At 53.3% G+C, this 21,185-nt stretch carries 17 protein-coding genes and 3 pseudogenes; 4 read left to right on the top strand and 16 right to left on the bottom strand.

The window, feature by feature from the left end; genetic code table 11:
• Positions 1-28: 28 nt before the first annotated feature.
• Positions 29-649 (bottom strand): polysaccharide biosynthesis/export family protein, encoded by a 621-nt coding sequence (locus KZZ06_RS19385; protein WP_219581657.1) that lies wholly within the window; start codon positions 647-649, stop codon positions 29-31.
• 65 nt (positions 650-714) lie between these two features.
• On the opposite strand from KZZ06_RS19385, the gene KZZ06_RS19380 reads away from it, so the two are divergent.
• Positions 715-1,743 carry a NodZ family protein gene (locus tag KZZ06_RS19380; protein ID WP_257884494.1) on the top strand — a complete coding sequence of 343 codons (1,029 nt, stop codon included), beginning with the start codon at positions 715-717 and terminating at the stop codon, positions 1,741-1,743.
• Here the strand turns inward: KZZ06_RS19380 and KZZ06_RS19375 are convergent.
• Both KZZ06_RS19375 and KZZ06_RS19370 read right to left on the bottom strand, forming a co-directional pair.
• Complete coding sequence (locus KZZ06_RS19375; RefSeq protein ID WP_219581656.1) at positions 1,734-2,672, bottom strand: glycosyltransferase family 2 protein; 939 nt, start codon at positions 2,670-2,672, stop codon at positions 1,734-1,736. The genes KZZ06_RS19380 and KZZ06_RS19375 overlap by 10 nt on opposite strands.
• Position 2,673: 1 nt before the next feature.
• Entirely contained in the window at positions 2,674-3,375 is a 702-nt protein-coding gene (locus KZZ06_RS19370; RefSeq protein ID WP_219581655.1) for a sugar transferase, read from the bottom strand.
• 335 nt (positions 3,376-3,710) lie between these two features.
• Between KZZ06_RS19370 and KZZ06_RS19365 the strand changes: the two genes are divergently transcribed.
• From KZZ06_RS19365 to KZZ06_RS19355, 3 genes are all read left to right on the top strand, one after another.
• Entirely contained in the window at positions 3,711-5,234 is a 1,524-nt protein-coding gene (locus KZZ06_RS19365) for a lipopolysaccharide biosynthesis protein (protein ID WP_219581654.1), read from the top strand.
• A gap of 8 nt (positions 5,235-5,242) precedes the next feature.
• A complete protein-coding gene (locus KZZ06_RS19360) occupies positions 5,243-6,046 on the top strand; it encodes a CpsD/CapB family tyrosine-protein kinase (protein WP_219581653.1) in 804 nt (267 codons plus the stop codon).
• A gap of 147 nt (positions 6,047-6,193) precedes the next feature.
• Positions 6,194-7,945, top strand: coding sequence for an alpha-amylase family glycosyl hydrolase (locus KZZ06_RS19355; RefSeq protein ID WP_219581652.1), 1,752 nt, complete (start codon positions 6,194-6,196; stop codon positions 7,943-7,945).
• Here KZZ06_RS19355 and KZZ06_RS19350 read toward each other — a convergent pair.
• The 13 genes and pseudogenes from KZZ06_RS19350 to KZZ06_RS19290 form a co-directional block, all read right to left on the bottom strand.
• On the bottom strand, positions 7,938-9,158 hold the full coding sequence (locus KZZ06_RS19350) for a glycosyl transferase (RefSeq protein WP_219581651.1): 1,221 nt from the start codon (positions 9,156-9,158) through the stop codon (positions 7,938-7,940). The genes KZZ06_RS19355 and KZZ06_RS19350 overlap by 8 nt on opposite strands.
• A gap of 12 nt (positions 9,159-9,170) precedes the next feature.
• Positions 9,171-9,962: a mannosyl-3-phosphoglycerate phosphatase gene (locus KZZ06_RS19345; RefSeq protein ID WP_219581650.1), complete on the bottom strand. Its 792-nt coding sequence runs from the start codon at positions 9,960-9,962 to the stop codon at positions 9,171-9,173.
• Between the two features lie 118 nt (positions 9,963-10,080).
• A pseudogene (locus KZZ06_RS19340) lies at positions 10,081-10,404 on the bottom strand (DDE-type integrase/transposase/recombinase); the annotation flags it as partial.
• A gap of 38 nt (positions 10,405-10,442) precedes the next feature.
• Positions 10,443-11,572 (bottom strand): IS3 family transposase gene (locus KZZ06_RS19335; RefSeq protein ID WP_219581649.1). Its coding sequence is split into 2 segments (ribosomal slippage): positions 10,443-11,341 and positions 11,341-11,572, totalling 1,131 coding nucleotides; the frame shifts between segments, so codons are not numbered across the junction.
• 63 nt (positions 11,573-11,635) lie between these two features.
• A pseudogene (locus KZZ06_RS19330) lies at positions 11,636-11,785 on the bottom strand (DDE-type integrase/transposase/recombinase); the annotation flags it as partial.
• A gap of 28 nt (positions 11,786-11,813) precedes the next feature.
• Positions 11,814-13,044 (bottom strand): annotated as a pseudogene (locus KZZ06_RS19325) (IS3 family transposase).
• Between the two features lie 255 nt (positions 13,045-13,299).
• Positions 13,300-14,595 (bottom strand): hypothetical protein, encoded by a 1,296-nt coding sequence (locus KZZ06_RS19320; RefSeq protein WP_219581648.1) that lies wholly within the window; start codon positions 14,593-14,595, stop codon positions 13,300-13,302.
• Positions 14,596-14,597: 2 nt separating this feature from the next.
• Positions 14,598-15,512 (bottom strand): glycosyltransferase, encoded by a 915-nt coding sequence (locus tag KZZ06_RS19315; protein ID WP_219581647.1) that lies wholly within the window; start codon positions 15,510-15,512, stop codon positions 14,598-14,600.
• The gene (locus KZZ06_RS19310; RefSeq protein ID WP_219581646.1) at positions 15,505-16,596 is read right to left on the bottom strand and encodes a hypothetical protein; all 1,092 of its coding nucleotides are present in this window, start codon (positions 16,594-16,596) and stop codon (positions 15,505-15,507) included. The genes KZZ06_RS19315 and KZZ06_RS19310 overlap by 8 nt, the downstream gene beginning before the upstream one ends.
• Positions 16,590-17,678, bottom strand: a complete 1,089-nt coding sequence (locus KZZ06_RS19305) for a DegT/DnrJ/EryC1/StrS aminotransferase family protein (RefSeq protein WP_219581645.1) — start codon at positions 17,676-17,678, stop codon at positions 16,590-16,592. Before KZZ06_RS19305 ends, KZZ06_RS19310 begins: the two co-directional genes overlap by 7 nt.
• Positions 17,678-18,580, bottom strand: coding sequence for a hypothetical protein (locus tag KZZ06_RS19300; RefSeq protein ID WP_219581644.1), 903 nt, complete (start codon positions 18,578-18,580; stop codon positions 17,678-17,680). Before KZZ06_RS19300 ends, KZZ06_RS19305 begins: the two co-directional genes overlap by 1 nt.
• 4 nt (positions 18,581-18,584) lie before the next feature.
• On the bottom strand, positions 18,585-19,532 hold the full coding sequence (locus KZZ06_RS22720; RefSeq protein WP_219581643.1) for a Gfo/Idh/MocA family protein: 948 nt from the start codon (positions 19,530-19,532) through the stop codon (positions 18,585-18,587).
• 11 nt (positions 19,533-19,543) lie between these two features.
• On the bottom strand, positions 19,544-20,839 hold the full coding sequence (locus tag KZZ06_RS19290; protein WP_219581642.1) for a nucleotide sugar dehydrogenase: 1,296 nt from the start codon (positions 20,837-20,839) through the stop codon (positions 19,544-19,546).
• Positions 20,840-21,185 lie beyond the last annotated feature (346 nt).

The following is a 21,185-nucleotide window of genomic DNA, read 5'->3' as shown; positions in this document are numbered from 1 at the left end:
ACATACACCGCCAGTCACGCGAATGCCCTTATTCAAACAACCGTCTTTGCGGCACGATTATCACATCGCCATCGCGCAATTTCATATGCCCACTTGCTGATCCCGCTTCGATCTGACGATAGTTCAGCGGCACAATCGTGGCCGCGCGACGCAGTTGAATGCGTTTAATCGCCGCAAATTTGGTGAATCCCCCCATCGCGGCAAAAGCCTGCAAGACACTGGTATTTGGCGGAATTTCCAACATGCCGGGGGTGTTCGCCTCGCCCATCACAAAGACGGAAATAAGCTGTGGCTTGGCCTGTTTCCGTGCATCCAGACGTGGGTCCGCCAAACGCTCAATGGATACGAAAACGTTGGGCGGGTTGGTAAAAGCACCAGCCAGACGCCCCGCCAGCCCACGTTGAACCGCCTCGATCGGTTGGCCCGATGCCCGCATCGTTCCGGCCATCGGCACTGATATACGGCCATCGGGCGTCACCAAAACCGACCGGTTTAATTCGGGGTCTTCCAACACCTCGATCCGTAAAATATCGCCTGCCCGAATGTGATAGGATTGCGCGGCGGCGCTGTTTACACCCAGCAGCATCGCAAAACACAGCAAAAATATCCGCCACAGGGCCTCTGACTTCCAAGCACTCAAGCGGCGCATTTCATTCCTTTCAAACGTCACGACGATCGCTTCAGCTTGGCCCCTCAGCGGTTAAAGAAATGTAAATGGTTAACCATGATCCTGACCCCATGCGCGGCTGGCGCAGGGTAAAAGGGGTCCGGCGATCGATGGTCAAACCGATATTGTTGATCAAGGGCAAAGGTGGCTTGGGCAATCGCATGCTGTCCGCCATCTGCGGCCTTGCCTTTGCCGATCTGACCGGTCGCACCGCGATTATCGATTGGCGCGATGGAAGCTATGCCCCCATCGGAACCAACGCCTATCCGCTGCTGTTCCAAACGCCGATCACCCAAAAATGCGAAGCATTTGACCCAGTTTCGACATCGGTTTCGCCCCTTATTTGGGCCGGAAACCTGAATCTAACCCCCCAAGAGATGATTGAAAAATTCGCCCCGCGCAGCCATTCAAACCCCCTCGCCTATCGGAGGTTTTGTGTGAACTTGGCCGATCTGGATACGCCCCAAGACATCGCTGTGTTCTGGTCATATCTGCCGAAATTCAAACGGATCGCCCACCATCTGCGCCGCGACTCCAATTTCGCCACAAGGTCCGAAAAAGACATCATCGCCGGCTATCTTGAGCAGTTCTTCACCCCGAATAATCGCATTTTACAACAGGTGAACACCGTCGCGGCCACGCTCACTGCGCCAAGCATCGGCGTTCATATTCGCTATACGGATCGTAAAATTCCGCTCGGCCCCATCAAAAACGCGCTGAGGCAAAAACTGGCGGAAATGCCAGATGCCTCGATTTTTCTGGCGACCGATAACGCCGATATCCAAGCACAGATCGCGTCGGAATTCAGCAATGTGCATCATATCAACAAGCATCTTCCGGACGACGGCAGCAGGTTGCATTGGCCGACATCGGATATTGAAAAACTGCAAGAGGCCGAAAATGCCCTGATCGACATGTGGCTTTTGTCGCGCTGTGATCATCTGATTTATTCGCGCCATTCGACGTTTTCGGTGACCGCCTCGTATCTGGGAAATATGTCGCGCACGCAGTTACATGACGTTGATCGTTATTCACCAACTGTCGTCGCCAAACGGTGGGTTCAGGCCTACGCATAACCTTGCAACCATTCCGCCCGCCGCACCCAAACCGCGCGCCAACGATCCGCCGACGCGCGCCGCGACTTCGCAAACGGGCGGGACCCTAAATACCGCAATGCGGCCCACAGCCACATCAGAAAAATCCCGGCCCCCACCTTCCATTCCGGCCAATGATCACGAATGATCGACGCACGGGCTTTCATGACCAGTATCGTTTTTTCCTCGTCTCGCACCGTAGATGCACCGACATGGTGGATGATTGGCGCATCGGGCGTAATGCAGGGCCGATACCCCATCTGACGCGCCCGTAAACACAGATCCGCGTCCTCACCGTACATGTAATATTTGCGCTGAAAGCCACCAAGCTGCCGCCAAAGCGGCCTGCCAATCAGCAAAAAACATCCCACGACGATATCCACCTCGCGGACCGAATCGCGCTGCCAACCGGCATATGCTTCGGGGTTCACGAACTGCGTTTCTCTGAACAGGGCTGCGACACCAACCGCTCTGAAAAACAGACCTCGGAGGGACGGCGTTGCCCAACATGATGCGCGATTCAATGACCCGTCGGCAAAGACGGTCCGCCCGCCCCAAATACCTGCGCTTGGCCGCGATTTGGCGAACCGAACCAACGCATCCACAGCGCCGGGGTGGGTTTCCGTGTCCGGGTTCAGCAGTAGTAAATATGGCGTTTCACACCCCGCGGCGACCCGATTATTCGCCGCCGCAAATCCGATGTTCTGATTCGATGCGATGACCTGCACTTGGGGGAATGCCGCGCGTATCATTGCCGCCGAATGATCGTGCGACGCGTTGTCGAACACCACGCAGTCGAATGTCGTCTCGTGGGTGTTGGCGTATAGGGTCGCGATCGCCTTCAAGGTCAGTTGGACTGTGTTGTAACTGACGATAATCACCGTCACTTCGGCGGCCGCTGGTCGGCCCATTTCAGTGACCATTGGCCTTAAGAACCACGCCGATGGTCTTGGCCAGAATCCCCAGATCACCGCGCCAGGACAGGGTCGCGGAATAGTCGCTGTCGAACCCCGCCCGGTCGGCGAAATCCGCTTGATTGCGCGCAGATACCTGCCAGTTTCCGCTGATCCCCGGCACCAAATCATAGTAATCCCGCCCGCAATAAAGCGGCTCTTGGCTGATCATCATCGGGCGCGGTCCCACAAGGCTCATCTCGCCTTTTATGACGTTCCAGATTTGCGGCAGCTCATCCAAGGACGTCCGCCGCAGAAAGCCCCCCAACCGGGTCACCCGAGGATCGCGTTTCAGCTTTTGAAGACAGTGCCATTCCAGTTTCGCAACCGGATCGCGCGCCAGATGCAGGGCAAGGATTTTGTCGCCGTTGTTAACCATCGACCGCAGCTTCCACATCTTGAAAACCCGCCCATTCAGCCCGACCCTAAACTGCGAATAAAACGGTTTATATCCGGTTAACCCAATCAGCCCGGCACAAAGCCCGACAAGCAGAACCACCAGCGGTGTGATGGCCAGGCAGACCAGCAGATCAAATACACGTTTCCCACCATTCCGGTACAGGCTTTTTCGATCGGATTCGTGCAGATTATATGGTCGTAGGGGATGCGCACGGGTGATGTGGATCGACGGTGAAGCACGGTCAAAATCGTGAAATATCATATCGCAGCGCTCTCCTTATTTGGGCCCGTCGGGCCGCTTCGATCCCCCGAACCGGGACCGTATGGTGGTTAATCGCTGTCAAAGTGCTAGGCCCAAGACCGTTACCAGAAGGTTAAGTTCACCGGGGATTTTGTGGCCTGTCCCACTTGACGCACATGGCTCCGAAAAGCGCGGCACCGTTAACCACGATTTAACGTTATGCGGACCAACTAGAGGGCGATTGCCAAACCCCTTGTTCACATTTCACCGAACGGAAAGCGCCCGCGCCAATGCCCCAAAAACGGTTCTTGTACGACACCGCTGATCGCCCCGCGCTGGACTGTATGGGCTAAGCCATGGACATCCGGTTTCAGATGGCGCGGCTGATGCGACAGCTGCATTGGCTTTTGGTTTTCGGCATGTTGGGGGTGGCCGGTGCCGCGGCGTTCATGGGGTTGCGTGCGCCGACCTATGTCGCAACCGCGCGTATTTTGGTGGAATCCGAACAAATACCGGGTGATCTGGCCCCATCGACCGTACGCTTGCAAACACTTGCGCAGCTGGAGCTGACCCTGCAACGCATTCTCGCCCGCGACAGTCTTTTACAGCTGGCCGCGCGCAAGGCGGTTTATCAAACGGCACCCCTTTCACCGCATGATCTGGTCCGCGATTTACGCGCGAGAATCGCCATGACCCATACGCCCGGCCGCGATGCCGCCCCCCTTGTCAGCGTCACATTCAAGGGGCGCTCTCCCCAGTTGGCCGCAGATGTGGCGAATGATATTGCGGATATGATTTTGCAAGATGACGTTGCCACGCGCACCCAAACCGCGCGTAAAACATTGGAGTTTTTTACCCAAGACGTCGCGCGGCTCGAGGCGGAACTGGCCACGCAAGATGCTGAAATTCTGGCCTTCCGGCAGCAAAATGCAAACAGCTTGCCCGATAGCCTCGCCTTTCGGCGCAGCCAACAAACCACCGGCCAAGAACGTCTGTTGCAGGTCGAAAAGCAAATCGGAAACCTGCAAGACCGCCGGGCCAAGGCGCAACGTCACCAGAAAATCCTTGCCGCTGCGGCCAGCAAGGGTTCCCAGTCGAACGAGGCAATGCAACTGGCCCAGCTTGAGGAAGATCTAGCGACGCAATCCACCTTGTTTTCCCCCGACAATCCACGGGTTAAGATATTGCGTTCTCAGGTGAAGGGGCTTCATCAGCGACTGGAAACTGCGGATGACACCGCAGCCATCCCCGATCCGTTAACCGGTTACGAAATTGAACGCGCCGAGGTCGACGCCGATTTGGCCGAGCTGGCGGCCCGCAAAACCCGCATACTGGCCTCAATGGCGGCGCTTGCGACGTCGATCCAAGCAACGCCCTCCAACGCAATCACCCTTGGCAATCTGGAACGCGCGCAGGCCAACACGCGCCTGCAACATGATCAGGCGATCGCCAACAAGGTCCGGGCGCAAACCGGCAAGACGATCGAGACCCTACGCCAGGGGCAACATGTTTCATTGTTCGAGGCCGCCATCCCCGCCCTCTATCCCCAAGGGCCTAGCCGGACGATGGCCCTTGCCGCGGGCCTGGCGTTTGGGCTGTTTGCCGGGCTTGTTTTTGTGTTCCTCAGGGACCACGTCAGCAAACGCATTCGCCGCCCCGCAGATATCAGTGGCGCATTGGGTATCACGCCGTTTGCCACGCTCCCCTATCAACGTACCCGCGCCGAAATACAGCGCCGTCGCAGGCTGACAGTTGCAGCGGCTGTCATGCTTTTGGCCGGGGTGCCCGCCGGGGTTTGGGCGATGAAAACCTACTATGGCGGTGCCTCAACCGGCAGCAACGCACATGTCGTCGCAGCCCTGCCCAAGCCACAAGGATAACCCGCAAGGTGACTGTTCCGCGCCCCATACCCGACCCGCCAAGGGCAGCGACAAACCCGCGTCTCAAGCCCATTCCTTCGGTACAGGAAACCCGCGCATTTCATGCCGCTTGGGACGCGCTTCATCCTTGCACGCTCGACCCCGATCACCTGTCATCACACCGCGTTTTCGCCCATGGTTCGGGCATTGATGCGATGCCCTATGACATGCTGCGCACCCGCCTGATCCGGCACATGCGCGCAAACGGGTGGCGGCGTGTCGCGATCACCTCTCCCACGGCGGAATGCGGCAAAAGCACGGTCGCGCTGAACCTCGCGCTGAGCCTTCAGCGCCTGCGCGATTGCCATAGTATTGTGTTGGAAATGGACATGCGCCGCCCGTCTCTGGCCGATATGCTGGGCACCGCCCCGCCCGTTGATCTGGCACATTTTCTGCGCGGGGACCGGCCGTTTGGTTCGGCCGCGCTGCGTGTCGGGGACAATCTGGCCATCGGAACCAACAACGCCCCCGCCCCCGACGCAGCGCCGATCCTGGCCAGCCGCTACCTGCCCCTTGCCCTGGGTGATATCCAGAAAACTTATGCCCCCGACATCATGATCCTTGATACCCCGCCCATGCTGCAAAGCCATGATATGATGGCCATCGCCAGCCACGTTGATTGCGTTCTGATCGTCGCCGCTGCCGAGGTGACAACGACCAAAGAGATTGACCAATGCGAACGTGAATTATCGGGCCAGGCGGAAATGCTGGGGGTAATCTTGAACAAATGCCGCCATCAGGGGGCCGGCATCGGCTATGGCGGGTATGATTAATCAAACCCCGATGGCCAAACTGCCCAATCGTTAGGCCATCCGCCCCAAACAAGCGCGCAGAGTCCCGCGCGATCCCTTTGAAAGCCTTTGCTTTTTCTAGTGGTTGGTTCAAAATCATCGGGCAGTCCAATAATTAGGCAGCCTTTCATGGTCGAGAAAACACCGCCCCTTAGCGTCAAAATCGCGCGGATCGTTCAGGATATCTATCCCGATCAAGACGCCAATGTTCTTGCCAGTTTGATCGTCGACGCCTTTTGGCCCGCACAGGCCCCCCGCCGCAAACGCGGCCGTTTCCCCGGCAACAATCTGTGGTCCGAGAAAGACGCGCTGATCATCACCTACGGCAATTCAATTGTCGACGGTGCATACAAGCCTTTGGATTTGCTCCATGATTTCCTGCTGCGCTACCTCAAGGGGGCGGTGAACAGCGTCCATATCCTGCCGTTTTTCCCCTATACGTCTGATGACGGTTTTGCCGTGTCCGATTTCAGATCGGTGCACCCGCAATTGGGCGATTGGCCTGACATTAACCGTATCGCCAAAGATTTCTCGCTGATGTCGGATTTGGTGCTGAACCATGTCTCGAGCCAAAGCAATTGGTTCAACGCCTACCGTCAAGGCCAAGCGCCCTATGACCGGTTCTTTTTCGAGGCCGACCCAACCGACGATCTCAGCATGGTGGTGCGCCCCCGCACGACCCCGCTGCTGCAAGAGATCGAAACCACCAACGGCCCGCGCCATGTCTGGTGTACCTTCAGCCATGATCAGGTCGATCTTGATTTCCGCAACCCCGAGGTTTTGCTTGAATTTCTGCGGATCATCCGGCTGCATGTCGACAATGGTGTGCAGATCATTCGCCTTGATGCCGTCGCCTTTGTCTGGAAGGTCGTCGGCAGCCCCTCGGTGCATCTGCCCCAAACCCACGCGATCATTAAATTGATGCGCCTGCTGTGTGATTACACGCCCGAAAAAATCATTCTGCTGACCGAAACCAACGTCCCCAAGGGCGAAAACCTAAGCTATTTTGGCCAGCGGGACGAAGCGCATGCGATTTATAACTTCCCGCTCCCGCCGTTGATTTTGCACGCGATGATGTCAGGGTCGGCCCAATATCTGCGCAAATGGCAGCGCGCCATGCCCCCTGCCCCGCTGGGCTGTGCGTATCTAAATTTCACCGCCAGCCATGACGGCATCGGGATGCGCCCCGCCGAAGGTCTGTTACCCGAGGATGAGAAAGAAAAGGTCATTCAAACGGTGCGTGAATTGGGGGGGCTGGTGTCCATGCGCGCCCTGCCTGATGGCGGGCAATCCCCCTACGAGCTGAACACGACGTTTTACGACGCGATGAGCCGCACCTTCAAAGGCACCGATGCCTATCATTTCGACCGGTTTATCTGTTCCCAAACCATCGTCATGTCCCTCGAAGGGATCCCCGCGTTCTACATCCATTCGCTGCTCGCCACGTCCAACGATCACGCAGGCGTTGAACATCGGGGCATGAACCGCGCCATCAACCGCCACCGCTGGGATTACCCCAGCCTTCAGGCCTTGCTTGCAGACCAGACCAGCCCGCAGGCCGCCGTGATGGCCGCCCTCACCGACCGGCTACAGCTGCGCGCGCGCCAAACCGCCTTTCACCCCAATGCCACACAATTCACCGTTAACCTTGAAGACGCACGGGTTTTTGCGCTGTGGCGGCAAAGTCTGGACCGGCGGCAATCGATCTTTGCCCTGCATAATGTCAGCGATGAAACCGTCACCATCGCGGCCACAGCCCTTAACATGATCGAAGACGAAACATGGGTTGATCTGCTGTCAGGTGACACCATCCACCCCGAGGCCGAACCGATATCGCTGGCCCCCTACCAGTGCCGCTGGATCACCAACCACCCTAGCTAAATTCAGCCTCATCCGCCGCCGCGGCTGCGTGCAAGTCGGCCAGAAACCCCGGATCGGCCGAATGCACTCGGTTCCACGTGGGGATAAACGGCGTCTCGTGCGGGTTCTCCAGGAAAAAGCTGCCCGCGCGCATGATGTTATCCGCGAACAATTCGATGGCTTGTTCTTCTTTGTGGCGGTCGATCGTCAACCCGTTCATCACCGCATCCGCGTGATACGCCTCCAGCAGGTCCAGTGCGGTGCGGTAATATGTGGCCTTAAGGGTGCGGAAAACATTGTTGGTAAAGATGGTCCCATCCGCTGCAAGCTTGCGGAACATCGCCTTGCAAATATCGGTCGACATCCGGCTTAGACCTGCGGATGCATCCTCGGCAGACAGGTCTTGGTGCTTGTGATCATAGTTGTCGCAAATCTCGACCTGGCAGACCGCCTGAGGGGCCAGATTGCGCCACGCCTCGGACAGCACCCCGATCTCGAGCCCCCAATCGGACGGGATGCGAAGATCAGGTAAAATCCCCGTGCGCATCGCGAATTCCCCCGACAGCGGATAACGGAACGACCGTAGATAATCGATAAAGTCGCGATCCCCGACCACCTTTTTCAGCGCAATCAGCAACGGGCTGATCAGCAGCCGCGTCACCCGCCCGTTCAGATGGCCATTGCCCACCCGCGCATAATAACCCTTGGCCACCTGATAGGGAAAATGTGGATTTGCGACGGGGTAAATCAGCCGCGCCAGCAATTCGTTCGTGTAGGTCACGATGTCACAATCATGCAGCGCCATCACCGAACTGTCCTGACACGACATCAGATACCCCAACGCGGTCCAGACGTTTTTGCCCTTTCCCGGTTCGGTCGGGGCCAGCCCCAACGCATCAAGCCGCGCCCCCAGTTCCAGCATCCGCGGACTGTCATTCCAGATTACGATATGGTTCTGGTTCAACCCCTCAAAGAACTTCTTGGCATGCCGAAACTGCGCCTCGTCCGCGCGATCAAGGCCAATGATGATACGGTGCAGATATGTGACCTTGGACAGTTCGGCCAGGATGTTGGGCATCGCATCGGTTTCAAGCTCGGAATAGAGACAGGGCAAAATCAGCGTCATCTTGCGGGTCTGCGCGAATGTCTCCAGCTCGTAGGTCAGTTCCTGCAACGAACGGGTGCGCAGATTATGCAGCGTCGCGATGTTACCGTTTTGATGAAAATCTGACATGTGTAATCGTTCCTATCTAAGCTTTAACTCTAAGAGTAGTTCGAGGATTGCAGCGTTCCAGCCCTGCGGTCCGGGCAATGTGGTGCGGATGATGCGGCTGGTTTCTTCGCCCGGCAGGCGGGGTAACGCGGAGCGGTGCGGGTTTGCCACGATCACGCCGGTGTCTGCGGCTTGCAACATTTCAACGTCGTTCGGCGCATCGCCCAAGGCGACGGTGTGCGACGGGTTAAATTCGGCTATCAAATCCGCCATCCGGTCCGCCTTGGTTTGGCCGAAAGACAGGGTAAGAAACCTGCCGCCTTCGCGCGCTGTCACCCCCTGCCCCGACAGATAGTTTAAGAACTGATCAAGCTGGCGATCGCCCCCCCGCCACAGGCCCGGCTCGGAAAACGCGCGCTGTTTTGCCAGCGCCGCGTCATCCTCGCTCAGCCCAGTTGCGGCAGAAACCTCGGCAGCGGTCATATCTCCAAATCCGTCAAATCCGTTCCGCAGCGCTTCCGGTGCCTTGTTCAAAATCTCGCGCAGCGCATCATATTGTGCGGTGTCGCCCTGCCCTGCCCCGCTGACTGGCAACAGACCCGCGCCGTTCTCAACAATCGCCGGAAAATCCGGCCAACCCAGGGCGTCGCGGATGCGTGCGATTTCGGGGCCGGTTTTACTGCTGGCCATAACCAACCCACCGCCACAGGCACGTAATGCATCCAATGCGGGCCGCGCTGCGTAAGCATCATATGTGGCGTGGTCAATCAACGTTCCGTCGAGGTCGGTAAATACTAAAATCGGGATCGCGGGTATTACTGACATAGGTAATTGTTGCCGCGCGGGATGCAGAGGTACAACAGTCAACGCAAGATTTTGAGGCCATCTAAAGAGTGTCGCCTAGTTTTTGGGCGCTCGGGTGGCGGCCGTTGTGCGGACGCAATTATGCTGCGAGCGCCCCAAACTGCTGGAATGCGGTGAGCCCGATGGCGTCGAGTTGCCCCTTTCGGATCATGTGTGCAGTCTCGATCCCAGCCAATGTTGCGTCGGCCGAGTGCAAGGCCTTGAAGCCAAGCATAGGGCGCGTGATCCGCTTTATGAAACGGTGATCCTGTTCCATGATGTTGTTAAGGTATTTGACTTGGAGGATCTTGATGGTGTTCCCTGAGTTCGTGAACTTCAGGATGACGTTGACACATTGCAGGCCTGCCAGGTTAGCGCCGCTCTTGTCGATGACGACCCGATCCGGCACACCATTGGTGCCAATTGGACCTGTCGCGCTTTTGTGCCGCCCCGGGTGCTCGTCTAAGCCAGTTTCCTTTCGAAAGCGACGGAGTTTTTCCAGCCCAATGCTGAATGGCGTCGTCGTGGATTATAAAAGCAATGGATGTATTCGAAGATGGCCATCTCAGCCTGTCGCCGCGTTCCCCATGAATGCCGCCAGATCAGCTCAGCCTTGATGGTTTTGAAGAACGTCTCGACTGTGGCGTTATCATAGCAATTCCCTTTGCCACTCATCGACGCTTTGAAGCCGTGCTGCCGCAGGATTTTCTGATAATCGTGCGAACAGTATTGACTGCTACGGTCCGTGTGGTGGATGCAATCCTTAGGCGGCGCACGGAAAGCGATAGCCATGTTTAGCGCTCGGATCGCCAGGTCTCGTTTCATGCGGTTGCTGACGGCCCAACCAACCACTCGACGCGAATGTAGATCCAAGATCACAGCAAGATAGAGCCAGCCTTCACGCGTCCAAATATAAGTGATGTCACCAGCCCAATTCTGGTTTGGCTGATCCGCTGGGAAGTTACGATCCAGCAAGTTCGGGGCGATGTTGAACTTGTGGTTACTGTCTGTGGTTGCCTTGTGCTTGCGTGTTCTGACCACCGATATACCGTTTTGGCGCATCAGGCGGCCCACGCGACGATGACCGATATCAAGTCCTATCTCTTTGAGCTCCTCAGTCATACGCGGCCTGCCATAACTGCCCAGACTGAGACGTGATTGCTCCTTGATATGGGCGAGCGTGACCAAATCAGATCGCTGCCTGCGGCTGGCGGGGCGGCTGCGGAACGCACGTAAACCGCACTGGCTGACATTCATGACATGACACATCCGTCCGATAGAGAATGCAGATTGGTGTTCCTCAATGAACCTAAACCTCACGGCTTTTGGCTCGCGAAGAACACCGTGGCCTTTTTTAAGATTCCCCTTTCCTCCTTGAGAATGCGGTTCTCACGTCGAAGCCGGTCATTCTCTTGAGCGAGGCTCATATCCTCTTTTGACACCACATCCGTGTCTCGATGCGCTGTGATCCATTTGTTCAACGTCGACACCCCAACACCCAGATCGTCAGCGACCTGCTTGCGTGTAAGCCCGCTGGTCAGTGCGATACGCACCGCATCCTGGCGGAATTCGTCTGTCCGTTTTAGTCCCATAGTCAGTCTCCTTTGGTGCAGTAAATGCTATCAAAGGAGCGGCATCAAACCGCGACAGGTCCAAATTGCGCGCTTGAAATACCGCCGCGCTGCAGCCTTGTCGCGACGTTCAGAGAGCATGAAATCAAGGGTTTTGCCTGTCTTGTCGACGGCTCTGTAATAGTAGGTCCATTTTCCTTTAACCTTAATGTACGTTTCATCCATGCGCCAAGATACGGCAGTCTGAGGTGCCCCTAGTTTCCTAGACGCCTGCTTTGTTCAGTTTCAACTCTCTTGCCTCATAGTGAACTGGCGATAGCATGCCGTTGTTGGTGTGCTTGCGTGTCGGATTGTAGAACATCTCAATATATTCGAACACGTCCTGCCTTGCTGCGTCGCGTGTGAGGTATGTTCGCCGCCTGACCCGTTCTCGCTTCAACAACTGAAAGAAGCTTTCCGCGACCGCATTGTCCGTTGCCCGGCAACACATGCTTACATGTGTGAGAGGGGTGGCAATTCCCGCGCCTGCTCATGCTGGCCATCAGATTGTGTTTAGCTAAGAACGACTGCCACTCTTTACCGGTAAATTGGGAACCTTGGTCGGAGTGGATCATGACCTTTTGCTTTGGTTTGCGCCGCCAAACGGCAGCCAACAAAGCCTGCAACGCAAGGTCCGTTGTCATGCGAGATTGCATTGACCATCCGACGACCCGTCTTGAGAACAGATCAATCACGACGGCCAGATAAGACGACCCCTCATGCGTTCTGATGTAAGTTATGTCGGTCACCCAAACCGTATCGGGCGCTTCAATCTCGAATTGTCGATCCAGCGTATTGTCAGCGACCACAGCAGGCTTGCCACCATATCGACCAGGGCGGCGTTTGTAGCCGATTTGCGCCGGGATACCCGCAAGACTGGCCAAACGTGCCACACGGTTCTCCGAGCAGACCTCGCCTGCGTCACGCAGGTCATCTGTCAGCTTCCGATATCCATAGACCCTGCCGCTGTCGGTCCAGGCCTGATGGATCAGTTCGGTCTGCCGTGCATCTTCAAGCGCACGCGCACTTAACGGTTCTTTAAGCCATGCGTAAAACCCACTGAAATGCACCGTCAGTACCCGGCACATCGACCGTACCGAAAACTCCTCGCGGTGAGCCTCCCCTCTCGTGCATGTAAACATACACTGCCGGGCAATGAATAAACGCGTACCTCACTGAGACTCGCGCGCGAAGTACGCGGTCGCCTTTTTTAGAATGGTACGTTCCTCGGTGACCCGCGCCAGTTCCCGCTTCAAACGTCTGATCTCAGCAGCTTGATCGGCAAACTCAGATCGGACACGTGGCGACTTCGAAAACTGAGCCTTCCACGTGTACAACGACTTAGTGCTGATCCCTAGCCGCTCAGCTACTTCGCTGAACGCATATCCACGCTCAACAACCTACGCCACAGCGTCCTGTTTGAACTCGTCCGTAAAACGTATTCCCTTGTTCATTTCCGTCTCTCCTTGGTTCCAAAATTACCAAGCAAAGCGTCTACAAATCTAGGGGCACCTCATCACTTCATAAAACGTGCCCAGAGGCCACGCTTGGATGGCTCTGTGCCCTTCCTTCTCACGCTGATCTGTCAGAACCGCTAGAGCCTGCCTGTGGTCGGCGCTCTGCATACACTTTGAAAGCCTCGATCTGGTCAGTCAATTGGGAGCGCTCGCGATTGAACCGCGCCGGGTTTGCGACGCTACCTTCTTGGGTTATCTGGCATTATCACCATAATTCATAGAGTCCGGTGTCCTGGGGGAAAGGTCATGAAAGAGGGACGCCAGCCGCTTCGCATTCTGGTCAATAGAAAAGTCCGCTCGTGCAGTATGCGAAATGCGGACTCTGTCACACGCTTGCCGCATCAAAGTTTCTACATCTTGCGCCGATAGCAATGCCTCAACGTCATATCCTACACCTGCATCGCGATCAATTGCATAGTCTCGAGCGCCACCACAAAAATTATTCACAATCATCGGTAGGCCAGCGCAGAGATACTCCGCCGATTTAGTAGCAAAAACTGGCTCCGCCATTTCTTTTTCAAAAGAGTTGGCAGGAGTTCTGTAGCTGAATATGGACAGATCTGCATCCTGCAAAAGTGATACAGTCTCTGCGGGTGAAGGAGCTGAGGTAAATGTTATGACTTTCAACATCTCTGCCATGCCTTGTGCCTTCAGGCTTTCGCGTAGCATTTTGTGACTAGATTTTGTAATGACCAGTAAGCGAGCCCCTGGGCAATGACTCAGGAACGAATTAAAGGCCTCCCAAAGATTAGTAGGGCTATGCCAAGTATTCTCTGCCAGATAACCACAGTATGCAACGACAGGCGCGCCCGCCTTAACCCGAGAAGTATCGGCAATTCGCTTTTCATCAAGTGCGCCAATATCGACATTAAGATGAATTAACGCACTGCGCCGCGCACCAAGTTTATCAAAGCGATCCTGCATTGGCTGCGACACTGCTAAAGAAAGATCGGCGGAGGCAAGAATATTAGCCTCTCGCTGCTTCCAGAAGGCAAAATTAGCGTCATTATGATCCCACCGTCCACTAATCGCACCTTCTTCGGGCATCAGTGACCGCGCGTCGAATACGACCCTACATGTCAGGCCGAAACGCGCGCGCGTTTCAAGGGCTAAATGCGTTGCGACATAGGAACGACATTGAATGACATCAGCCCGACATTTCCTAATTTTCTTGGCCAGGAAACGATGTTGGCCCATCGTAAACGATGGCAGCTGCCATTTTTTGGGATGCACGCCGACGGGTGGTACTGGAATCCGTCGGGTCGTAAAGTTTTCGGCACCTAGGCGTTCAGAAATTGCAGTTAGTTGCTGCTTATAACGCCATTTTTCGCGGACAAGACCAGAGTGGATTATTGGATAACCAGCCAATAGCTGAGCACTTTCAACTGTCTCTTGCCGTTGAAAGGCTGAAACCATTTGCACCGCCTGTCCACCGTATACCGATGAAAGACGTGGAACCTCACCCCATGTTAGGTAAAGAATACGCATATCTATTCCTTTGATTTATGTCTGACGGCCATGAGAAAAAAGAAAATCATGAGCGCCACAGTATCACGCCGCTTTCGTCGACAGTGTCGGGAAATAGCAAGAGCGTTCCATACATTTATAAGAGTGGGTGCCCGCACGAAATTTAATACTGGATTTTCTGCAGATGTAATATGGGCAATGTTCAAAACTTGCGACCGATACCACTGGTTGCGTAGCATCTTTACTCGTTTCAAAATTACCGCTGGCCCTGTCGCTGCCCCCATGACATTTGCGCCATGCTGACGATAATTCAAACCCGAGTACTCATCAATTAGCCAGCTCTTTCCTGCCTCTCGGAAAATAGCGTAAAACAACCAGTCGTGAGGTGCGGTCGCTGCCAATACGTCTGGGTCACTGGCGAGCAATCGTTCTCGTAAAAAATCTGCCTCAACACGTGGCCAAACAAAAGTATTGCCGGGTCCACCACCTTCGAATAGGTGATCCCATTTGCGCTGCGGTTGGCTCTTTCGTATGTAGAGCGTTCTATTATCGGGCCAAAACGCGATTACATCAGAAGAATAAGCGGCATACCCACCGCTCTGGATCGACGTGACCGCCCGCGCAAGTTTAGTAGGCACCCATATATCATCTTGGTCGGCTAACGCGACGAAGTCAAAGTCATCCCACGGAGTATCCAGTATTAGTCGGTAAAAGTTGGCTCCCGCTGATCCTTGCCGTTTGGTGGGTAGAATCGTTATATCACTACCGCCAACATCCCGCGCAATTGCCACTGTATTGTCTGTCGAGCCATCATCTGACAAGAAAATATGAGTAACAACATTGGAACAGCGAAGAATGGATTGAATCTGCTCCGCAATCCATTCTTCGCCATTATAACTAGCCATCAATATGGCAATTCTCGGGAGTGATTTAGGCATTTATCAAACTCACCTGAAAAATATAAACAAGTAACATCACTGAACAATACCCAACATATAAATCTTTATTTATTCTCTTGTAGGCCAAAAAATGAATAATTGCAGGCATTATAAAAACATAATATCTAAAACTTTGCAATGTAGGAACAAAGTTTATTACAATAAAAAAGGTCGCCAAGAACGAAACAAGATAAGGGACCATCTGTGAGTTACTCCTGTTGTTCCACAACAGTGCGACAAGTGCAAAAAAAACTATGGCGTAGTCTAGCCCTATACCAAGAATGGAATTAGTACCTCCAAGGTACACGAATGAAATAAAGAAGAACATAAGGCTTAATAGAGGCGAGTCAGACAGATAAGATAAGCTGGACTTTAGTTCATTAAGAGACTGTTGTCCGCCTAGGAATAGACTCAGACCACCTATGTATGAAAGAATAACCTTTCCCGCGATGATCAATAAAACGAACATAAGAAATGCCAGTCGCGGACTTGACCGAAAAACCGATAACATAGCTAGAAAGGTGAATAGCGCAACGAAGGATCGATCAATTGCGGTTAGAAGAAGTGAAGCCAGTATATAAGGCCACACTTTAGATGAATATATAACCCCAATAACTATTGCTGGTGAAACTATTGAAAAAACAACCTGCTGATTAATTCCAGTCATATAAAATACTGCGGCAGGCCAAATTAAGGACATGCCGAACAGCTCGCGCTTTTCACGGGTTTTTAGTGCAAACATACACGTCAAGAAAATAATACAAGCTAGCCCAGTATTGGCGATCTTAAGCATATAATAACAGGAGTGCCCATTTGTCAGATGCATATGCAAAGTGTTAGATACGTACCCCGCTTGAAGGTCATGTTCGTAAGTGAGATAGCAGTAGTCAACAGTTAACCATGACAGAAGTTGCAAATACGGGTTTGGGTCTTGCCCAACCCTTGCAACTTTATAAGCCTCATCCGGCCAGTTCAGCGCTGGATAGAAAAGTGCGTAGACCCAAACCGCCACAAGAAACATTACGATGAGTGTAATGACCCGTGTATTGGGTTTACCATTGGGTCGTATTGCTTTTATCAACATGCCGCGGCTGATATCGTTTTGAATATATAGTGTTGATCTTCTGAGTTGAGATAAGGGTGCATGGGCAAACTCATCACCTCGTTAGATGCGAGATCGCCATGGGGCAATACCACATTGTCATCGGCCACAGCAGGCTGCCGATTGAGCGGCAAAGGGTAATGCACTGCCGTTGGAACTCCAGCCTCGTTCAGCGCAGACTGAACAAAAGCCCGGTTTTGTAATCTTACAGTATATTGTGCCCAAGCACTTGTAGTGTGACTTTGGATCTTTGGTAGAGCCAGTACGTTACTACCCTCAAGTAATCTATCGTATTGTTCTGCCACACGCTGTCTCGCCTCGATTTCGTTATCGAGAATTGCTAACTTTGGTAGCAGAATAGCGGCTTGAATCGTATCAAGCCTACTATTAACGCCTATACGCACGTGGTGGTAGCGACGATCCTGCCCATGTCTCGCAATCTGTAGCATAACGCGACCAAGTTCGTCATCGTTAGTGAAAATAGCGCCGCCATCCCCGTAACAGCCTAGTGGTTTTGAAGGGAAGAAGCTCGTACATCCGATTGTGCTTAAGTTACCAGATTTGCGCCCCTTGTAAGAAGCGCCAAAGCTTTGAGCGCCATCTTCAATTACTGGCAGTCCATACTTTTCGGCAATCGCATTTATTTTATCAAAATCAGCGCATTGCCCGTACAGAGAAACTGGAATAATGGCTCGCGTCTTTGGCGTAATCGCGGCTTCAAGCAACTGCGGGTCCATATTAAAACTTAAAGGATCAATATCAACGTAGACTGGCTTAGCGCCCAAGAGTGCTACAGTTTCAGCAGTAGCTATGTAGCTAAATCCCGGGGTTATGACCTCGTCACCCCTCCCGACGCCCAGTGCCATTAAGGCAACTTGCAATGCATCTGTCCCGTTCGCGCAAGAAATACAGTATTTAGCGCCTGTGTAAGCCTTCAAGGCTTCTTCCAGTTGGGTTACCTCTGGGCCCATGATGTATTTCCCGTGCGCCAACACGCGAGAAATCCCTGATTCAATTTCCGTGCGGAGTCGGTCCTGTTGGGCCGCGAGATCAATGAAATTCATTACAAACCCTTAATAAACTTAAGCCATTTACTGTGAGGTACAGCAAAGTTTCCAGATACAGTTTCATGATCTGGCACGTCTCTCGTTACGACTGCGCCCATCGTCACAGTTGCGCCAATCCCAACCCTCACGCCATTCCTAATACATGCATTCGGCCCAACATACGCTCCATCTCCTAGCTCACATCGGCCAGAGACCTCACAACAGGCTACTAAAGTAACGTTCTTTCCTAGCCGGCAGTCATGAGCCAGATGAACCAGGGATTCGAGTATTGATCCCTCACCAAGTTGGGTAAATCCACCGAAAGTTGCTCTTGCTATTATGCACTTCGCAATGACGGTCACTCCTCGCTCCAAGAATACTCCTCCTGCTTGGCGGAGGATGCGTCGAGGTTGCGTCCCTTGGAAAATCTCCAATGCGTCGACGCCAACGGCCACGTCGACGCCCAAGTGGCAGCTTTCGCCAATAATGCTACGCTCTTGGATGACCGTTCCTGGGCCAACGGTAACATTTGCCCCTATTTCAACATCACGGTCAGCAATAACAGCTCGAGGATGGATTTTGGCAGTCGGATGAATCCGTGAATCAAAATGCTTCCATAAAAATCCATCAATATCGCACAACTTTTCATGAAGCGTCAGCGTAGCTGCTATTGGGTCTGCGGCAACCAGCAACCCCAAATTGGCGGGGACTAGATGTGCGTACTCCTCGGTGGTCGCTATGCCTACAATATCAGGAATCTTCGCTGCATCGCTAATGTGATGAGGTTCACGGCACGGAACAAACCTTCTTTGTAAACGTGAAGGTATTTTCCCGATATACGAAAGCTGACAATCACGCTTAACATCGAAATCTTCACCCATAGCAAGGGAAGCGAGATCAATTGTATTATTTGTAAACACTTGTCTATCCTAGCACTTTCGCGATGTCAGGATGCTGTTCACCTTTGCTCGGTTCGATAGGCGCTGTACGGATATGGCTCACAACTTCAATCGACGGGCGAACAACATCTAACCCATATCCATGTCCATCAAGCACATTTTGATAGCTTGCAGTATGCAAGTCCGTGAACCCACCTGAAAACTCGATCTCTTCGCCTTCAACTGTGATTGACCGATGCGTTGTTTGACCAGCAGGTGTGTGTGCGGGCAGGTGATCACGGTTGATCGACAGTACCCAACGTACCCGAGCCTGAGCAAATTCTAGGTATCCAGCAGCTGAATCCAAGCCGCGATGATGTACGACATTTCCACGGATCGGGCCAAATACAAAGCTTAGCATATCATAGAAATGCACACCGATATTTGTTGCGATGCCACCGGACTTTTGATCGAAACCTTTCCAGCTGGCGTGATACCAAGCACCACGAGACGTAAAGTACCCCAAGTCTACATTGTAGACCTTGTCCTTGGGGCCCGCGGCAATGCGATTGCGCAAGGCAATAATTGCTGGGTGCAAACGTAACTGAAGAATCGAATTGATGCGTTGGCCGGTATCTTTTTCGAGCGCTGCCAGATCGTCGATATCGCTCACTTCCAAGACTAAAGGTTTCTCGCAAATTGCATCAGCGCCAGACCTCAAGGCGAAACCCATGTGAGCTTTGTGAAGGTAATTCGGCGAACAGATGCCAACATAGGATGGCCCCCGCCCTTTACGACGCAGATCGTCCACGTGGCTCTCAAAGCGCTCAAACTCTGTGAAAAACGCGGCATCCGGAAAATGGCTATCCATGATGCCGACACTATCATTGACATCAAAGGCTACGGCGAGGTTTCCGCCAGTGTCTTTAATGGCTTTAAGATGCCGTGGCGCAATGTATCCCGCAGCACCTATTAGAGCGTATTGTGTAGTCACTTCAAATCCCCTTATGCTCGAACAACGTCGGCTTCACCGCGGAACTTGCCCCGCGTATCCACAAGCAGCTGTGCATTCTTATGGATCATGTCGTAGTCGAAGTCAGTATGATCGGTCAGCAAGATCACGGCATCATATCCAGCGACCACATCGGGCGACAGGTCTACGGACGAAAGATCGAAGCTGTGTTCACGCATCTCGGGAAAAACAGGTACATTGGGATCAGAATAGGCAATATCGGCCCCCCAGTCGCGCAACAGCTCCATCACAAAAACCGACGGGCTTTCGCGCATGTCGTCTACGTCACGTTTATAGGCTATGCCAAGCGCGAGCACCTTAGCCCCTTTAAGGCTTTTTCCAGCTTCATTCAGCGCCCGTACCGTTTTGTCTACTACATACTGGGGCATCGAGGCGTTCACCTCCCCAGCCAATTCTATGAACCTTGTATGCAACCCATATTCACGGGCTTTCCAAGTGAGGTAAAAAGGATCGATTGGAATACAATGGCCACCGATTCCCGGACCGGGGTAGTATGCCGTAAAACCAAAAGGTTTAGTTTTTGCGGCATCAATGACTTCGAATATGTCAAGGCCCATGGCGTCAGCTACGATTTTCATTTCATTAACAAGACCAATATTGATCGATCTATGAATGTTTTCCAAAAGCTTCACCATCTCGGCAGCTTCAGTGGAACTAACGGTAACGACGCGATCAATAAAAATCCCATAAAGTGCCTCGGCTGCCTTCAGGCATGCGGGCGTGTGGCCACCTGCGACCTTTGGAATGGTCTGTGTCTCAAAATTTGGGTTCCCAGGGTCTTCGCGTTCTGGCGAATAAACAAGAAAGAAATTCTGCCCAACTACGAAGCCGGCCCTTTCAGCATACGGAAGCAATATTTCTTTGGTTGTCCCCGGCCAAGTTGTGCTCTCAAGGCTTAACAACTGATTTTCACGCAGATATGGCGCAACCATCTCCATTGTGGAGACTACAAAGCTAAGATCGGGCTCACGATATTCATTCAATGGTGTTGGCACACATATAATTAACGCGTCACAGTCAGCCGCTCTGGAAAAATCAGTTGTCGCGTCAAACCCAGCTTCCTTCATAGAGATTATCTCATCATGAGCGATATGCTTGATCGGGCTTTTTCCCTCGTTCAGTTGATCAACTCTGCTTTGAACGACATCGAACCCAACAACTCGCAGCCCAGCACGCGATGCCGTCAGAGCCAGAGGTATACCAACGTAGCCAAGACCTAAGATGCCAATAGTAGCAGTCCTGCTATTAAGCTTTTCAATCAGATCCATTAGCTCAAATTCCTTAAGAAAACTAGGTTCGAGAGCGCAAGAATATCTTCTTCGCTCTAAAGTCTGGATGATGGATTAACAGTAAGTGTTGGGCCTGTCGATTACTCAATCTGTATTTTAGCTAGGACTGAGCTGGCGGCCGCACTCTAACTCGTTCACCATGAACGAGTTAGAGTGCGGCGACAAAGGCATTGACCCGCGCCCCACGTTTCCTCCAGCTTCGCTTGGAGGCATTTGGTTTGTGCACTTGCCCCCAACCTTGGACCAGCTGACCTGCTCCCCATTGAGTCCGCTAATTTAGGTTAGCTCTGTTCAAGTTTTGGTCCTCTTCTGACCTGTTAGCATA

It is taken from the genome of Sulfitobacter sp. CW3, from assembly GCF_019392245.1.
GTDB lineage: Bacteria > Pseudomonadota > Alphaproteobacteria > Rhodobacterales > Rhodobacteraceae > Sulfitobacter.
The sequence above is the reverse complement of the archived record's forward strand: the minus strand, read 5'-3'. Positions and strand labels throughout refer to the sequence as shown.

What these genes read in the sequence shown, in the direction of transcription:
- KZZ06_RS19305 (WP_219581645.1), bottom strand. Translation starts at nt 17,678, where the DNA reads ATGAATTTCATTGATCTCGCGGCCCAACAGGACCGACTCCGCACGGAA.
- KZZ06_RS19375 (WP_219581656.1), bottom strand. Translation starts at nt 2,672, where the DNA reads ATGGGCCGACCAGCGGCCGCCGAAGTGACGGTGATTATCGTCAGTTAC.
- KZZ06_RS19370 (WP_219581655.1), bottom strand. Translation starts at nt 3,375, where the DNA reads ATGATATTTCACGATTTTGACCGTGCTTCACCGTCGATCCACATCACC.
- KZZ06_RS19385 (WP_219581657.1), bottom strand. Translation starts at nt 649, where the DNA reads ATGCGCCGCTTGAGTGCTTGGAAGTCAGAGGCCCTGTGGCGGATATTT.
- KZZ06_RS19380 (WP_257884494.1), top strand. Translation starts at nt 715, where the DNA reads ATGGTTAACCATGATCCTGACCCCATGCGCGGCTGGCGCAGGGTAAAA.
- KZZ06_RS19320 (WP_219581648.1), bottom strand. Translation starts at nt 14,595, where the DNA reads ATGCGTATTCTTTACCTAACATGGGGTGAGGTTCCACGTCTTTCATCG.
- KZZ06_RS19365 (WP_219581654.1), top strand. Translation starts at nt 3,711, where the DNA reads ATGGACATCCGGTTTCAGATGGCGCGGCTGATGCGACAGCTGCATTGG.
- KZZ06_RS19345 (WP_219581650.1), bottom strand. Translation starts at nt 9,962, where the DNA reads ATGTCAGTAATACCCGCGATCCCGATTTTAGTATTTACCGACCTCGAC.
- KZZ06_RS19290 (WP_219581642.1), bottom strand. Translation starts at nt 20,839, where the DNA reads ATGGATCTGATTGAAAAGCTTAATAGCAGGACTGCTACTATTGGCATC.
- KZZ06_RS19350 (WP_219581651.1), bottom strand. Translation starts at nt 9,158, where the DNA reads ATGTCAGATTTTCATCAAAACGGTAACATCGCGACGCTGCATAATCTG.
- KZZ06_RS19315 (WP_219581647.1), bottom strand. Translation starts at nt 15,512, where the DNA reads ATGCCTAAATCACTCCCGAGAATTGCCATATTGATGGCTAGTTATAAT.
- KZZ06_RS19355 (WP_219581652.1), top strand. Translation starts at nt 6,194, where the DNA reads ATGGTCGAGAAAACACCGCCCCTTAGCGTCAAAATCGCGCGGATCGTT.
- KZZ06_RS19310 (WP_219581646.1), bottom strand. Translation starts at nt 16,596, where the DNA reads ATGTTGATAAAAGCAATACGACCCAATGGTAAACCCAATACACGGGTC.